Here is a 15,543-nt window from a genome sequence, read left to right as displayed (position 1 = left end):
AGTTAATAAGGTTATAATGTAAACGGATTCATGATACTGATATAGCAGTTTTAAACACTATCGATAATAGGTTAAAAGGAGTGCTAACAATGCAAGTTATTGAAAATACACAGTTCAGGGCCGAAATTAACGAAAAGGGAGCTGAATTAACTCATCTGATTAATAAGGCCGGAAATTTTGACTATATTTGGAATAATGATTTATGGCCAAAACATGCACCAGTACTTTTCCCTGCCATCGGGCGATCTGAAAAAGACTCATACTTACTCAATGGTCAGGAATACCAAATGCCACAACACGGTTTTGCCGGTGACCAACTCTTTGATGTTACTGCAAACAGTGGTCAATCTCTGACACTTTCATTAACAGACAATACGGCAACAAAAAAACTGTTTCCATTTAAGTTTCGCTTAGATGTTACCTTCACGGTTACGGAAACTGGTATCAAATTAAACTTTGATGTTAATAATCTTGATGATCAGACTTTAGCCTTCTCCATTGGCTCGCATCCCGCATTTAATGTGCCGATTGACGGTGATGCCACATTCGATGACTACCAACTTGAATTTCAACCTAAGAACTTAGATTTAAAACAGTTTGAAATCATTAAAACGCCGGCACCATACCGTGATGGTAAGATCATTCCACTTACAGCTGCTGATAAAAGTACAATTCAACTCAACCATGACATGTTTGAGGCCGGGTTAGTTATCATTGAGAATGATGGTATCAATTCAGTTAAGCTTAGCTCGCAAAAATCAGATCATAGCATTGAATTAAGCCTCAACGATTTTCGCTATGTTTGTCTATGGACCAAGGAAGGTGCGAATGCGCCATTTCTTTGCATTGAACCATTCCAAGGACTGCCTGACATTTCTGGGCAAGAAAGTGAACTACTCGAAAAAGAAGCGAATGTTACACTCGATGCTGGTAAGCAAGCAAGCTACAGCTACGAAATGACATTAAACTAATAATTTATTATCGTAATTCAAAAAACTTCACTTCATACGGTGAAGTTTTTTTGTTTCTGCACTTATTAAACAGGAGATTTGCTATAATTAGACTTGTAAATGAATTTTATGAAGAGGTAAAGGATGAAACAATACAAATTAATGGCAACTGCTGCTGCCGGAATCGAAGCACTAGTCGGCCGCGAATTACGTGACTTAGGATATGATACCAACGTCGAAAACGGCCGTGTCCGTTTTGAAGGAGATATCAAGGATATTATCCGAACTAATTTGTGGCTAAGAACTGCCGATCGCGTCAAGATTATTGTTGCTGAATTTGATGCGGTCACTTTTGATAGCTTGTTTGAACAAACAAAAGCTGTTGCTTGGGATGACTTGTTACCCATCGACGCACAATTTCCTGTTGAAGGACGTTCACACAATTCTCAGTTACACAGCGTGCCAAATGTGCAAGCCATTGTAAAAAAAGCTATTGTTGCCAAAATGAGTGACGTATACCACCGGAGAACTCGGTTGCCAGAGACTGGTGCACTGTATCCACTAGAAGTAATGATTAATAAAGATCACGTTATACTTACTTTGGATTCTACCGGAAGTAGCCTATTCAAGCGGGGCTATCGTACTGCTAAGGGTGGGGCCCCACTCAAGGAAAATATGGCGGCAGCATTAGTCTTATTATCACATTGGTTCACGGACAATCCATTTGTCGATCCAGTGTGTGGGTCAGGAACAATCCCAATCGAAGCAGCTTTAATTGGCCGTAATATCGCCCCCGGCTTCAATCGCGATTTTGTTTGTGAAAAGTGGGAAATGACGCCCGATAATTTATCACAGCAGATTCGTGACGAGGCTGATTCTCTGGCAGACTACGATACTGAATTAGACATTACCGGATATGATATTGATCAAAATATGATTGATATCGCGAAAGTTAATGCACAGGAAGCAGGTTTACTACAGGATATTTCATTTAAACAATTGGCAGTGAAAGATTGGCAAACCGATAAAATCAACGGCGTCCTCGTTGCTAATCCACCATATGGTGAACGACTTGGAGACCAAGACACCGTTCGAAAACTCTATCAACAAATGGGTGATGTCTACCGGCCAATGACAACATGGAGTAAATATATTCTTACCAGTGATTTAGAATTTGAACAGTTTTACGGGCAAAAAGCAACTAAAAAGCGTAAGCTCTATAACGGTTCTTTGCGAACTGATCTGTTTCAATTCTGGGGCAAAAAGCAACATTAGTCTAATATCTTTATTTTTTTGTTAATCAAGCAATAAACGTAAAAAAGTTTTGCTTACATTTTGTAAGTATGATATGCTGGTACTCGTTAACGAATTAAAGCTTTTATTGGAGGAACCTAAATATGAAAAATGAATTAATTAGCTTAGCTAAACAACGCCGTTCAATCTATGCTCTAGGTAAGAACGTGTCTTTCACCAATGAAGAAATTAGTACATTAGTAAAAGACACCATCAAAAACTTGCCAACTGCGTTTAACAATCAAACTACTCGTGCCATCATCACATTTGGTGAATCACACGATAAAGTTTGGGATATTGTTTTAGCCCGTTTGAGAAAAGAAGTCAAAGATGACGATGCGTTCGCTAAAACAACGGCTAAGATCAACAGCTTTAAAGCAGGATATGGTACAATTTTGTACTTTACTGACACTGATGTGGTCGATGCTTACAAAAAGCAAGCACCACTATATGCTGATAACTTCTATGATTGGTCAGAGCAGGGTATGGGAATTGCCAATTTCGCTGTCTGGACTGCCTTAGCCGAAAATGAATTAGGCGCTAGTTTACAGCATTATAACCCACTTATTGACGACCAAATTCGCGAGGCTTTCGACGTACCAGCTAACTGGCGTCTTAGAGCAGAAATGCCATTTGGCTCAGTTGAAGCACAAGCTGGCGATAAAGATTATATGGATGATGATCAACGTTTCAAGACTTTTGACTAGCGTTACAACTAGTCTAGTTATTCATTCGTCATAGTAGCAACAAAAAATAGACATCTCAAATGAGAATGTCTATTTTTTGTTGCTAAATTTAGTTTAAATTAAGCGATTTCGTCCTCAATGGATGCCAATTTTTGATATACTGGTAGTGTGTGACACATACTATGATTCGTTTGCGTGTAACGCTTGATTTGCGAGGTTGTGAGCACCTTGGTTTTGTTTTTCAGGAATCCATTTCGTTACTACAAAATTGAAAATATCAATCAATGCCAACAACTCTGCTAGTTGCGCTTCATAATGTTTCGCAAATCCTTTGCCAACGGCATCGCTAACTAACCGACTATCGGTATAAAACAGAATGGTTTCGTCAGCAGTAAATTGTTCTTTTACTGCCTTGAAGCCCGCAATAGCAGCCGCAAACTCGCCTTCGTGATTTGAAGCAGAGTTTAATGTTTGTTTTAGTTGCAAATTTTTTTCTGGACTAACAATTAAGGCGCCCAAACCAGTCGGTCCTGGATTGCCAAGAGTTGCGGCATCCGTATATAGTTTAATCATATATGTACCCTCACTTAGTATGTTATTAAAGGAGATTTATACCCCATGGAAGAACAACAAAGATATTTTTATCAACCAAATCCTGTATCTGCAGTCATTAATTGGTGTTGGACCGTTGTTATTTTACTAATTGGAATTATTGTGTGGCTTGAAATTACGCATTTTCAATGGATTACAGCAGCTTTTTTTGTAGTCTTCATTCTTTTGGCTTTTTTTCAAATTACACGTCGAACTGTTTTAGTGACACCAACCAAACTAGTATTCAGTCGGGTGCTTCAAAAAGATTACCTGATTATTCCCAGACAGTCAATTCGCCAATTACGCTTCTCTAAACATTCAATGCATATGACCGTGAATGGGCAAACCATGTTTTTTTCGTTTATGCCCAATTCACTTGAGTCAATCAAGCAACAACTAAAATAAACGTACGTTTCTCTGGAGGATGTTATGCCTTATTACCTTATCGTTATCTTACTACTAATCATCGCCGACCAAGTGGTTAAATATACTATTGTTCAGCAAATTGCACTCAATCAGGTACATACCATCATCCCCGGATTACTATCGTTCACGAATTTAAGAAACGATGGCGCTGCATGGAGTATTTTGAGAGGTCAACAATGGTTTTTTACAATTATCTCAATCGTTGCGCTACTCATTTTAGGCTATTTTCTTTGGCGGTTTCGTTCTAAAAAAATGTATGCCTTCAGCATTAGCTTAATTTTGGCCGGAACAATAGGGAACTTTATTGACCGAATTCGCTTAGGGTACGTTGTTGATATGTTCCAACTAGATTTTATTAATTTTCCCATTTTTAATGTCGCGGATATGTGCCTGACCATTGGTGTCATTTGGCTCGTTATCGCAGTATGGATTTCAGGTGATCTAGATTGAATAAAACATTTACTTTTAAAATAACGGAAGAACAACATCTTGGCCGAATCGATAAAATCCTGCCAAAACTCATGAATGACGTTTCACGTTCTCAGATTCAAAAATGGATTGAGTCTGGTCATGTGATGGTGAACGGCAAAACAGTAAAGCCCAAATATAAATTAGCTAATAATGATCAAATTAAAGTTGTTCCAGTAGAACCTCAGAAAATTGATCTCACTCCAGAAGATATTCCTTTAGATATTGTCTATGAGGATGATGACGTTCTTGTGGTCAATAAGCCTCAAGGAATGGTGGTTCATCCTTCAGCAGGCCATCCAAATCACACATTGGTGAATGCATTGCTTTATCATAGTCCGTTATCCACGATTAATGGCGAATTTCGGCCTGGAATTGTTCATCGAATCGATAAGGACACGTCTGGGCTACTAATGGTTGCAAAAAACGACCACGCGCATCAGTGTCTTGCAGCTCAACTAAAGGCCAAGACGAATGAACGTGAATATATTGCATTAGTTCATGGGCAAATTGAGGAAGAACGGGGGACCATTAATGCCCCGTTGGGACGTTCAACCATTAACCGCCAAAAACAAGCTGTCGTTGCTGACGGACGTCATGCCGTTACTCATTTCAACGTGCTAAAACGCTATCAGCACTATACGTTGGTCAGTTGCCATTTAGAGACGGGGAGAACTCATCAAATTCGTGTCCACATGCAGTATATTGGTCATCCCTTAGCTGGAGATCCACTTTATGGGCCACGCAAAACATTACCCGGTAACGGACAATACTTACATGCAAAATTGTTGGGCTTCGTTCATCCCACTACTAATGAACAAATGACGTTTGAAGCACCATTACCTGAATATTTTCAAACGATGATTACCTATCTGAACACACACGATTTATAGATCGTAACAACTAGTAAAGAAGGCATTCTTGTGACTGAAAGATATTTAATTTTAGAAGATGGATCCGTTTATAAAGGGACCGGATTCGGGGCTCCTGCGGTGACAACGGGAGAACTCGTTTTTAACACCAGTATGACCGGATATCAGGAAATTATTACAGATCAAATTTATCACAACCAAATCGTTATCTTTACCCAACCAAATATTGGTAGTTCTGGTATTAATCAAGCAAACTATGAATCAATCCTACCTAGTATCAAGGGCGTTATTGTCCGAGAATTAGCCAATGTATCAACTAACCGAATCAGCCGATTGTCATTGGATCAATACCTCAAGCAGATGAATATACCTGGAATCACGGGTATTGATACACGTGCGGTCGTCAAAAAGCTCAGCAAAATTGGTAAAACGATGAAAGCTAGTATTGTTCCTGTTCCAGACGACCACGCATTCGATCAACTAAATGCAACGGTTCTAACAAATCAACAGGTGGCTCAAGTCTCAACGCCAAAACCATATCCTAATCCTGGAACGGGTTTGAGCGTTGTTGTCATTGATTTTGGCCTTAAACATGGAATTTTAAGGGAACTTGGTCGGCGAAACTGCAATGTAACTGTGCTACCTTACACGGCTTCTGCAGAAGATATCCTTCGCCTTGATCCTGATGGGGTGGTATTGTCAACGGGACCCGGAAACCCCCATGACCTCAGGCCATCCGTTTTAGAAATGATTCAGCTAATTCAAACAGAGATTCCACTGTTTGCAATTGGGCTCGGACATGAACTCTTTGCAATGGCTAACCAAGCTGAAGTAGGCAAACTTCCGGCAGAGCATCACGGGATGAACCATCCGATTAAAGAAGTAATTACCGATCATATTATTTACGCATCCCAGGGTCAAGGTTTCGCAGTTGATCGGCAATCAGTTGATCGACACCGGTTATTCGTCACATATATCGATCTGGTCAACGATACCGTTCAGGGACTCCGTCATCGTAATTTCCCGGCTTTTTCGGTTCAATTTTTTCCTGATGGCGCACCCGGACCTGACGAAACCAATGGCTTATTCGACGAATTTATCGAATCTATGCAAAGGCGGGGGGCTTAGCAGTGAATAACCAAATCTCAAAAATTTTAATTATTGGTGGCGGAGCAGATGAGATCAGTCATGAAACCGAAATCGACTCTGCTATTTTTCAAGTGGCCACACATTTAAAACAGCAAGGCTACCAAACGATCTTGATTGATAACAATCCATTTTCCTTTTCACTCGGAAATAAGCAGGCGATTGATCAATCATGCATTTTGCCACTGACGATAAAAAATTTACTATCTGTGATTCATGAATATCATCCAGATGCAATCTTACCAAATCTTGGTGGCATCAATAGTTTACGTCTTGTGGAAGAACTGCTAGAAACAGGAATTTTAAACGAACAACATATTAAAATTTTAGGGGTTCCAGAAGCTACCATCCGGCAATTAAATAATCCAGTATTGCTAAATCAAACAATGAAACAAATGCAGGCGCCCATTATTACGGCCCAATCTGTCAACAGTTTTGAATCCGCCGTAGAACTCACACGAAGTACTGGATTTCCGGTCATCGTTAAGCCGGTCGCTCCACAGGGGAGTTTGACCCGCCGCACGTGTCATGATACTAACGAACTAGCAGATGCCATTAATATCGCACTTGGTCAATCACGAGTGGGCCAAGCGATGGTCCAACAAAGCATTGCCGGTTATAAAGAAATCGAAGTTGTTGTTTTACGCGATCGGTTGGGGACAATGCTTCAGGTTGCTGGGATCGAAGATTTTGATCCCATTGGGATTCATGCCGGAGATTCGATTGCCTTTATACCAACACAAACGCTTCTTGACCGTGAGTATCAACGCATTCGAGACGTAGCTTTAGCAATCACACGTAAACTCCGAATTGTCGGCATCAATCATGTACAATTTGCTTTGAACCCCAGTACTGGTGAGTTCTACGTGATCAAAAATAGTCCATACTTTGACCGAATGACATCATTCGCGGCAAAAGCAACCGGATATCCACTAGCAGAAGTTTGTGCATCACTCTTGGCTGGCAAGGTTCTTCCTGAAATCATCCTTGATAGTAACTATAGCTACCGTAGTGCTCTCATAGAACCCAGTATGGACCATATTGCCGCACGAATTCCAATTTGGCCATTTGATATCTTACCTGATTCCAATCAACGATTAGGAACGCAAATGAGATCAACGGGTTCCACAATGGGAATTGGCAGAAGTACAGAAGAGGCACTAATTAAGGCAATGCGCGCTGCTCACTTTCACTCCGATACTTTTCGGATGGAAGAGAACGCACAACTTTCCGACGATGAGATTGTTCAACGGTTAATTCATCCGCGTGCAAATCGCATTGTACTGTTAATTGAGGCACTGCACCGAGGATATTCTACAAGTGAACTAGCAGAACTAACAAAAATCGATCCATATTATTTTTACAAGTTAAAAAAAGTGCAACAACTTCATAGTGAAGTAGCAGCCAACCCTCGGGACATAGACACTCTCAGGAAAGCTAAGTACTATGGCTATAGCGATCGAATGATCGGCAAGCTATGGGACGTAGAAGAAGCCGAGGTAACCCAGTTACGTGACGAACAACAAATTTATCCGGTCTATAAAGAAGTCGATCCTTCTGCGGGTGAATTTGAACAGCACACAACCATTTTTTACTCGACGTTTGAAGAAGAAACTGAATTAGTTTCTAGCGATCATAAAAAAGCGCTGATAATCGGGGCAGGAGGCTTTCGGCTTGGTAATGCTGGAGCAGCCGAATACTATACAGCCGCAATGTTACAGACACTAAAAAAACAGGGTTATGAAACTATCCTCATTAACAATAATCCTAGCGCCGTATCAATGAACCAAATTCTATCTGATAAAATTTATGTTGAACCGGTTGAAACTACCGACATTCTAGCGATTGCACGTGCTGAAAAACCGGATGTCATCTATATTCCTAAGATTCGTCAGCGGTTATGTTCGGAACTTGAGAAATACAACTTACCAATTGTACAATTACCGCAAAACGGTCGGTTACACTCACATCTCTCCAATGGACCTGAATTTTGTTATAATGCACTGTTCGATGGTCAAAAAGTTTATCCACTGGGAATCAGTTCTTATCTCATTCAGAGTCCAAGTGGTTTTGGGGAACCAACGGCAATGGTCTATCCAGCACAGCTGAGTGAAAATGATCAAAATGAAATTAACTCTAACGGTGAGGACCACGTTTCCCAACAAAAAGAACCGGGGATTTATCAAACATTATTTGTTAAAACTAACCGATTACGAGTCGAGCAAACTAGGGTCATTCCACTAACAGAAATTTCCTTTTTATCCAAAGTACTTCATGTAGATCTAGTCCAAGCCGCAATTCAGTTATCTGATCACACTTTTGTTTTCGATGAGTTCAACGAGCAAGTAACACTGCCATCGTCACCCCAAACTGCTGCGTATGCCGCCACATTTCCATTTCAGGCGCTACATCTATTTGGTGAAACTATTCAATCTACCAATGTTTTAGGTGCGGAAATGGCGCTAGGCACAGGAGTCACAGACGCGTTAAAACGATTAAATGTTAATGGACAATTTCAATTTCATGATGGTTCATTTACGTAAAACTATGTAAAGCAAAAAGGAGTTCTGACAGTATAGTAGTCAAAACTCCTTTTTTATATCACTCTATTTCTGCAGCTGCTGAACGATTTCCAAATTAGGAGTCACATAAATAGTCGTTTGACCCTCAAATATGACAAATCCCGGTTTACTTCCATTTGGTTTCCTTAATAATTTAGCCGGTAAATAGTCCACTGGCACGTGGGCTGACTCACGTCCTTTGGAATAATAGGCTGCTAACTGCGCTGCTTCTTGAATGGTCTGTTCACTAGGATCAGAATCCCTAATAATTACGTGCGATCCAGGAATATCCTTCACGTGCAACCAGATATCGTTCTTATTGGCGATTTTAAAGGAAAGACGATCATTTTGCAGATTATTTTTCCCAACTAAAATCTCAGTACCATCAGACGACTTAAACGCTTCTGGTTTGCTAACTTGGACCCGTGCTTTCTTCTTATTCCGAGTGTTTTTGACACGCAAATATCCTTGCTGTTGTAACTCAAGCCGAATTTCCTTAGTATCTTCCGGATTGGCAAGCTCAATTTGTGATTGAATATTTTCAAGATAGGCAATTTCTTGATTAGTGATTGCCAACTGTTCATTCACATGACTAACAGCTTTCTTAAGCTTTTGATACTTAGTAAAATACTTTTGAGCATTTCGAGAAGGCGTTAACTGGTTAGACAGTTTTATCTTTAGTGGTTTGTTTTCGTCATAAAAATTAAGTAGTGTAACTTCAGTTGACTGTGGCTTGATGTCTCGTAAATAAGTTGTTAAAATTTCGCCACGAATTCGAAAATCATCTGCTTTTTCTGTTTCCGATAGGGTTCGGTTTAGTTTCTTTACCTTGTTTTTATTTTTCTTTAGTTCATTGTGTACAACTCGAATCAGCTCACTTGCCAATTGTTTAGTACGATCCCGTTGCGATTTATTAGCATAAAAAGCGTCAAGAAGTTCAGACAGTGTTTGATAGCTAGTTAAATTAGCAATTGTTTGACTGTCCGCAGGCGGAAATACCGTAAAATCAACTTTTCCGTTGACATACTCGACCAGAGAAGGCGTTGGTTGATTAAATTGTCTCAAAAAATGCTGATAGGCTTCTGGCGCGTTCTCACTATTTAACAGTTCGTAAGCAAGCTCCTTCGCAGTCTGTCGACCCATCCCTTGATAAGCTTGTTGCAACTCTTTGGCCAATTCCTCTAAATTCGTAATTTTATGAGCCAATTGCGCATAAGCCTGATTTGCAATAAATGGATTTAACTTTTCTTGTTGTGGCGCCATAATGAACGTGGCACCTGGTAGTAAAGTTCTATATCGATTTTGGTCTGAACCAACATGCTTAATCGTATCGATAATTTTACCCGTTTTAACACTAATTAGGGAAATGTTACTATGACGAGCCATAATTTCAATCACGAGTTTTAGTTCTTGGTTATCGCCAAGTTCGTCACGCGTTGTGAAATTAATTTGAACAATTCGATCATTATCAATTTGTTGCACAGAACTAATAATTGCACCTTCCAGAAACTTGCGCATTGTCATTGTGAAGTTTGTTGGCGTTGGAGGGTTCTTGAACGGAACATCTGTAATCTGAATTCTCGGATAGGTAGGATTAGCAGAGATCAAAACATTATAATTATGGCGATGGGCACGTACTACCAAAATCATTTCGGCAGGGTAGGGTTGGTGAATTCGGGCCACTCTGCCAGTTGCCAGTAGTTCATTTAATTCATGAACAATTGCATGGGTAAAAAATCCGTCAAAGGCCATTGTTCTTGGTACCTCCTTAAAAAAATCAATCCATTTTAGTATACCGGTCTTTACTTCATAGTACAAAAATTAAATATGATTGCATTATACAATATTAATATTGTATAATGCAATCATATAAAAACATGACTATAAGGACATGGTGAGACAAAATATGAAAGATAGTTTAATCGCACTTCGAGACATTGAAAAAAATTATAAAAGTGTGCTATTAGCCATTACAAAGCGTTCCAAATTAACTATCGCAGAATGGCAATTACTACTCCAAATTGAAGCAGGTTATCGTACACAAGAACAACTATCCGACGCAACGAAATTAGATACATCTACTCTCAGCCGTCAATTGAAAAATTTAGTGACAAAAGAAATGCTTCAAAAAACACCGACCGGGCGAGACAAACGCCAACTCGTATATTCGATGTCACAAGCAGGGAAAAAAGCTATTATAGAAATTGATACTGCATTCGCTGATTTAAGCACTCGTATTTTTGACCGCTGGACCGACGAAGAAAATAATCTATTACGTATTTTGCTCAACCGTCTCGATAAAAGCATTGCCCGTGTATCCAAACAGTAGTTATTTAGATAATAAGAAATATTTAATTTTCTTTAACTGACTTTCAATTTGGTTGGTTAATCAATAAATGTATGCTAGTATTGTTGAGATGTATTTTAAATTAAAATGAAATAAGTGGAGGAATTATAAATGAAAATCGCTGTTGTTACTGACAGCACTGCCTATCTTTCAAACGAAGAAGTGGCAGCGAACGGAATTAAAGTTGTCCCAATTCCTGTAATTATCGATGGTCAAAGCTACCGCGAAGGTATCGATATCACAACTAGTGAATTCTATGACAAGCTTCGTAATTCTAGTTCATTTCCCAGCACTTCACAGCCGCCACTTGGGGAAATGATTGCCTTGTACGATGGTCTTGCACAAGACGGATACGATGCTGTCATCAGTATTCACTTATCAAGTACCATTTCCGGATTTGTTAACAGTTTACGCCAGATTAATGACCAACTAACGTCCAACATTAAGGTTATTCCATACGACTCGCAGGTAACCGTTAAATTAATGGGGTACCTCGTGCTTGCTGCCGCGCAAATGGCAAAGCAGGGCAACTCAGTCGAAGATATTATTAATAGGCTAGATGACTTACGTACGACCATTAATAACGTCTTTATCGTTGATGATCTACAAAATCTAGTTCGGGGCGGTCGGCTTTCAAATGCGTCGGCCTTCATCGGATCACTATTGAAAATTAAACCTTTGCTTAGCATGCACACACCATCTCATGAAATCGAAGCTTTTGAGAAGGTACGCTCAACCAAAAAAGCACTGGCACGTTGTGAGGAGATATTTGACCAATCGGTGGTCGAGGCTGATTACCCAATTAGAGCAATTGTTATCCATGCTAACGACGAACCAGCAGCCATTAAATGGCGCGACAAATTGAGCGCAAAGTATCCTAACATCCCATTTGAAATCAGTTATTTTGGACCAGTTATTGGTACTCATCTTGGAGAAAAGGCACTAGCCATTGCCTGGATGAAAGACATCGATGCTGACTAAAAGCAAAAAAACTATATTTAAGTAATTGCAATTATTATTATATTGAATAAAACTAGGAACAGCATCAAGCGTATATTTGATGTTATTCCTAGTTTTTTTATTTCTGGGTAATCTTTTCAAATTGCTTCAGCAAGAGCCTTCTTAGTTGCGGATCATGAACGTATAGATAGGTTCCATAGACACCACGCTTCAGCAAAACATTCAACGAATTCATAATCATTTTTTTCTCCACTGATTCAATCATGGCGGGATCAGTCAGATCATCGCGTTTTTTAAACGCTTCGACATCAGTATGTTTCGTGAGATCAACATCTAACCGTCCGTGCTTGGCGTCTCTAAGATAAATAGGTGGTCCAATGATGATTCCTGCATAGTTAAGATCGAATCCTTGGCACGTGTAAATAGATCCCACTTCATCGATGGTGGCTGGAATTTCTGCCCAGGGAGTTTCCGTATAATTATATTGGTCCCAGGGCATCTTAAATTTTCCTTCACAGATATAATGCTTACCACCATCTAATGTTGAAGGATACCCGGAAGTTGATAAAATACGTGAAAGGCCAACTTGCTGGTTACGCATCACAATTGCCTTCCTCATTTCTTCAGCGTCATCATAAATTCTGAAATCGTAGTTATTTAACATTTCAGGGGTTAGTTCTGTCACAGTCCGTCGTAGCGTTAGCTGATTAATCCAGTCTAATAATTCTGGACCTGCTGACATCCGAAACTGTTTTTTCAGTACATAGTTTTCATGAGGGTAGGGTGTGAGTAGTGCATTTAACCGTTCATTTGTCCAGTAACTTTTCATCCGTAATACTTGTGTTTGATCGAAAACTAAGATAACGACTTTTGAACGTTTTATAATTTCTTGTAACTGATTATGAAAATAAAAGTTATTATAATGATCTGACTTTGATAGTAACAAATGGGCTTCATCAATCAGTACAATATCTGCCGCTTGATTGTGTTTATCCAGCTGATTAATAAAAGTAGTTGGCCGCTGATAATCCTTTTTTAACAGAATAGTGTTACTACCAGCAATAGCCTTGTATACTTTTAAAACCTCTGGATGGTTAACTAGAAAGTAATTCTGTGTCCGGTATAGAGCGCTGGTGTTATCAGTCCGTGCTAGCAACTGGATCTTAGCGAATAGATGGGATAAAATCACGCTTTTACCGGTCCCAGCATCACCAAAGATGGTAAATACACCAGTCTGGTTATTTTGAAGCCGATCTCGAGTAAAATTCATAATCTTTAATACTAATTCACGCTGCTCCGTAGATAATACAACATGTAGTCCAATCTTACGGGTAGCTGTGTTAGTGATGGTCTGTTTAATCAAAATATCCTTCCTTCAGGTAACAAGTATGTCTAACATGTAATTGACCGTGGGGCAGACTGAAAAATAGGTTAGAATTCATTTTTTTATTTTCTAGTTTACATAATATATATTATACAAAGTAGAGTTTAAATCTAGAATCAACCGATATACTGGTAATTTGTCAGTTAATCATCGTTTTACTCAACTATATTTTGCCGGCTTCACTTCATAACTTGGTTAACATATATTTTATTTCGTGAATTTCATTATCGGCTCCATGAAGTTGAGTTTACAACTTAACTTTCGCACATATATCAGCCAAACTGCCTTTGCTGATTCCAAGGTCTAAAACCATACACTGCATGCCATACTATAGCCTTTATTAGAGTTTACCGCCAAATCAATCAATTACTGTTATCAAACTAATCATACCGCCATTAAGCAATTAATGACAACTCATCAAGCAACTCAATTCAAGCAACTCAATATTATTGGTGTTAAATTTTGTATCGATTTCGTGAAAAATCGTTGAAAAACTTTAAATTTAGCTCAAAAACCCTGATTTTAGCTTAAATTTTACTCATTTCTGTATAAAAGAGCTCTAAACCATGGTATTTGGCCGTAAAAAGCTATTTTTGTCTATAAATATGAACTTTTAACGGTAAATTACAGCCAATCAAATCAATTCATGTAATCGGCTACGATAATTCACTTGATAACCGCTTCAATCTACCTGTCATTAAAATTTTTGTTTTAATGACTACTGCACCACTACTATGTTATCATGAACATATGATTCTTAACGGAGCTAGGAGGTCCTAACGCAATGGAAAAAGATCGCTATTTAAATCTAATCAATCAGGAATTAAAACAATTACCTTCTTTTATTACTGAATACAAAATTGGAACTAATCTTTCCACTACCACTGTTTACCAGTACTTAACTGAATTTCGCCGTTTTTTTGATTGGCTACGTTCATGTGATTTAAGCACTGCAATTACCAATGAACAAATTGCCCCCACTGACCTTGAACACCTAAAGCGCAACGATATTATGATGTATTTGGATTACATCCAGCATACGAGTACGACCTCAAAAAAGCATGATCTCTCTCCCACTACCGTGAACCGAACAATCAACGCCTTACGCTCGCTCTACAAGTTTTTAACAATTACGGCTGACGACTTAAATGGTAATCCCTACTTCGAACGAAACGTCATGTTGAAAATCAGTGCCGTTAACGATACTCAAACTTTAAGTTATCGAGCTCATGCAATCAAAGCCCATATGCTCACCGGCAATGAAAAATTTGAATTTTTAGACTTTATCGATAATACCTACATTAGTAAAATTAATAAGCAAGCCATCAGTCCATTCAAAAAAAATAAAGAACGAGACCTCGCCTTGATCGCACTTATGCTCGGAACTGGGGTTCGAGTATCTGAGGCAGCAAATATTGATTTAGCAGATTTGAATTTAAATGATCGCTACTTGGATGTTATTCGCAAAGGTGGCCAAAAAGATACTGTTCCCATCGCTGACTGGGCCATTCCGTATTTAACAACCTATGCTGAACATCGTGAAGCCCTTTACCATCCAGAGAAGAATCAGTTAGCATTCTTTTTAACAGAGTATCACGGGAGCATTAATCGAATTGCTTCTAATTCAATTGAACGGTTAGTTAGTAAATATTCCACGGCTTTCGGTCGCAAAATGACACCACATAAACTACGACACACGGTCGCATCGGAGATATACAGTAACACGAAAGATCAAGTTATTGTCGCCCAACAGCTCGGTCAAAAAGGGACTTCAGCGACTTCGCTGTACACTCACGTAGATCCCGACAAACAGCGGGCTGCATTGAATACAACTGATGATTGATAGGTCTAATAAGCGA

14 protein-coding genes are annotated in these 15,543 nt (G+C 39.2%); 11 read left to right on the top strand and 3 right to left on the bottom strand.

What is annotated here, in order from left to right; genetic code table 11:
* Positions 1 to 89 precede the first annotated feature (89 nt).
* The 3 genes from FC26_RS01505 (at position 90) to FC26_RS01495 (ending at position 2,950) form a co-directional block, all read left to right on the top strand.
* On the top strand, positions 90 to 971 hold the full coding sequence (locus tag FC26_RS01505) for an aldose 1-epimerase family protein (RefSeq protein ID WP_057777271.1): 882 nt from the start codon (positions 90 to 92) through the stop codon (positions 969 to 971).
* A gap of 123 nt (positions 972 to 1,094) precedes the next feature.
* Positions 1,095 to 2,225 carry a THUMP domain-containing class I SAM-dependent RNA methyltransferase gene (locus FC26_RS01500; RefSeq protein WP_057777270.1) on the top strand — a complete coding sequence of 377 codons (1,131 nt, stop codon included), beginning with the start codon at positions 1,095 to 1,097 and terminating at the stop codon, positions 2,223 to 2,225.
* Positions 2,226 to 2,347: 122 nt separating this feature from the next.
* Positions 2,348 to 2,950, top strand: coding sequence for a nitroreductase family protein (locus FC26_RS01495; RefSeq protein ID WP_057777269.1), 603 nt, complete (start codon positions 2,348 to 2,350; stop codon positions 2,948 to 2,950).
* Positions 2,951 to 3,109: 159 nt separating this feature from the next.
* Here FC26_RS01495 and FC26_RS01490 read toward each other — a convergent pair whose 3' ends face one another.
* Positions 3,110 to 3,502: a ribonuclease HI family protein gene (locus tag FC26_RS01490; protein WP_057777268.1), complete on the bottom strand. Its 393-nt coding sequence runs from the start codon at positions 3,500 to 3,502 to the stop codon at positions 3,110 to 3,112.
* Positions 3,503 to 3,547: 45 nt separating this feature from the next.
* Here FC26_RS01490 and FC26_RS01485 point away from each other — a divergent pair, with 45 nt between their 5' ends.
* The 5 genes from FC26_RS01485 to FC26_RS01465 are packed head-to-tail and all read left to right on the top strand — an operon-like array spanning position 3,548 to position 8,975.
* Positions 3,548 to 3,925: an EbsA family protein gene (locus tag FC26_RS01485; protein ID WP_057777267.1), complete on the top strand. Its 378-nt coding sequence runs from the start codon at positions 3,548 to 3,550 to the stop codon at positions 3,923 to 3,925.
* A gap of 24 nt (positions 3,926 to 3,949) precedes the next feature.
* A complete protein-coding gene (gene lspA, locus FC26_RS01480) occupies positions 3,950 to 4,396 on the top strand; it encodes a signal peptidase II (RefSeq protein ID WP_057777266.1) in 447 nt (148 codons plus the stop codon).
* The gene (locus tag FC26_RS01475; RefSeq protein ID WP_057777265.1) at positions 4,393 to 5,307 is read left to right on the top strand and encodes an RluA family pseudouridine synthase; all 915 of its coding nucleotides are present in this window, start codon (positions 4,393 to 4,395) and stop codon (positions 5,305 to 5,307) included. Before lspA ends, FC26_RS01475 begins: the two co-directional genes overlap by 4 nt.
* 30 nt (positions 5,308 to 5,337) lie before the next feature.
* Entirely contained in the window at positions 5,338 to 6,414 is a 1,077-nt protein-coding gene (locus tag FC26_RS01470; protein ID WP_057777264.1) for a carbamoyl phosphate synthase small subunit, read from the top strand.
* A 2-nt stretch (positions 6,415 to 6,416) separates the two neighbouring features.
* Positions 6,417 to 8,975, top strand: a complete 2,559-nt coding sequence (locus tag FC26_RS01465; RefSeq protein ID WP_057777263.1) for a carbamoyl phosphate synthase preATP-grasp domain-containing protein — start codon at positions 6,417 to 6,419, stop codon at positions 8,973 to 8,975.
* 63 nt (positions 8,976 to 9,038) lie between these two features.
* Here FC26_RS01465 and FC26_RS01460 read toward each other — a convergent pair whose 3' ends face one another.
* On the bottom strand, positions 9,039 to 10,745 hold the full coding sequence (locus tag FC26_RS01460) for an NFACT RNA binding domain-containing protein (protein WP_057777262.1): 1,707 nt from the start codon (positions 10,743 to 10,745) through the stop codon (positions 9,039 to 9,041).
* A 154-nt stretch (positions 10,746 to 10,899) separates the two neighbouring features.
* Between FC26_RS01460 and FC26_RS01455 the strand changes: the two genes are divergently transcribed.
* Positions 10,900 to 11,322, top strand: coding sequence for a MarR family winged helix-turn-helix transcriptional regulator (locus FC26_RS01455; RefSeq protein WP_057777261.1), 423 nt, complete (start codon positions 10,900 to 10,902; stop codon positions 11,320 to 11,322).
* A 129-nt stretch (positions 11,323 to 11,451) separates the two neighbouring features.
* Positions 11,452 to 12,321 carry a DegV family protein gene (locus FC26_RS01450; RefSeq protein ID WP_057777260.1) on the top strand — a complete coding sequence of 290 codons (870 nt, stop codon included), beginning with the start codon at positions 11,452 to 11,454 and terminating at the stop codon, positions 12,319 to 12,321.
* 97 nt (positions 12,322 to 12,418) lie between these two features.
* On the opposite strand, the gene FC26_RS01445 is transcribed toward FC26_RS01450, so the two are convergent.
* Positions 12,419 to 13,648, bottom strand: coding sequence for a DUF2075 domain-containing protein (locus FC26_RS01445; RefSeq protein WP_057777353.1), 1,230 nt, complete (start codon positions 13,646 to 13,648; stop codon positions 12,419 to 12,421).
* Positions 13,649 to 14,468: 820 nt separating this feature from the next.
* On the opposite strand from FC26_RS01445, the gene xerS reads away from it, so the two are divergent.
* Complete coding sequence (gene xerS / locus FC26_RS01440) at positions 14,469 to 15,527, top strand: tyrosine recombinase XerS (RefSeq protein WP_057777259.1); 1,059 nt, start codon at positions 14,469 to 14,471, stop codon at positions 15,525 to 15,527.
* The last annotated feature ends 16 nt before the right edge of the window (positions 15,528 to 15,543 follow it).

Origin of the sequence: Paucilactobacillus vaccinostercus DSM 20634 (assembly GCF_001436295.1) — a bacterium.
GTDB lineage: Bacteria > Bacillota > Bacilli > Lactobacillales > Lactobacillaceae > Paucilactobacillus > Paucilactobacillus vaccinostercus.
Note: the sequence above shows the minus strand (reverse complement) of the source record. Positions and strands in the feature narration are given on the sequence as shown.

Excerpts from the sequence above, each read along its gene's own strand:
- FC26_RS01505 (WP_057777271.1), top strand. The coding sequence starts at position 90 with ATGCAAGTTATTGAAAATACACAGTTCAGGGCCGAAATTAACGAAAAG.
- FC26_RS01495 (WP_057777269.1), top strand. The coding sequence starts at position 2,348 with ATGAAAAATGAATTAATTAGCTTAGCTAAACAACGCCGTTCAATCTAT.
- xerS (WP_057777259.1), top strand. The coding sequence starts at position 14,469 with ATGGAAAAAGATCGCTATTTAAATCTAATCAATCAGGAATTAAAACAA.
- FC26_RS01490 (WP_057777268.1), bottom strand. The coding sequence starts at position 3,502 with ATGATTAAACTATATACGGATGCCGCAACTCTTGGCAATCCAGGACCG.
- lspA (WP_057777266.1), top strand. The coding sequence starts at position 3,950 with ATGCCTTATTACCTTATCGTTATCTTACTACTAATCATCGCCGACCAA.
- FC26_RS01455 (WP_057777261.1), top strand. The coding sequence starts at position 10,900 with ATGAAAGATAGTTTAATCGCACTTCGAGACATTGAAAAAAATTATAAA.
- FC26_RS01500 (WP_057777270.1), top strand. The coding sequence starts at position 1,095 with ATGAAACAATACAAATTAATGGCAACTGCTGCTGCCGGAATCGAAGCA.
- FC26_RS01485 (WP_057777267.1), top strand. The coding sequence starts at position 3,548 with ATGGAAGAACAACAAAGATATTTTTATCAACCAAATCCTGTATCTGCA.
- FC26_RS01450 (WP_057777260.1), top strand. The coding sequence starts at position 11,452 with ATGAAAATCGCTGTTGTTACTGACAGCACTGCCTATCTTTCAAACGAA.
- FC26_RS01460 (WP_057777262.1), bottom strand. The coding sequence starts at position 10,745 with ATGGCCTTTGACGGATTTTTTACCCATGCAATTGTTCATGAATTAAAT.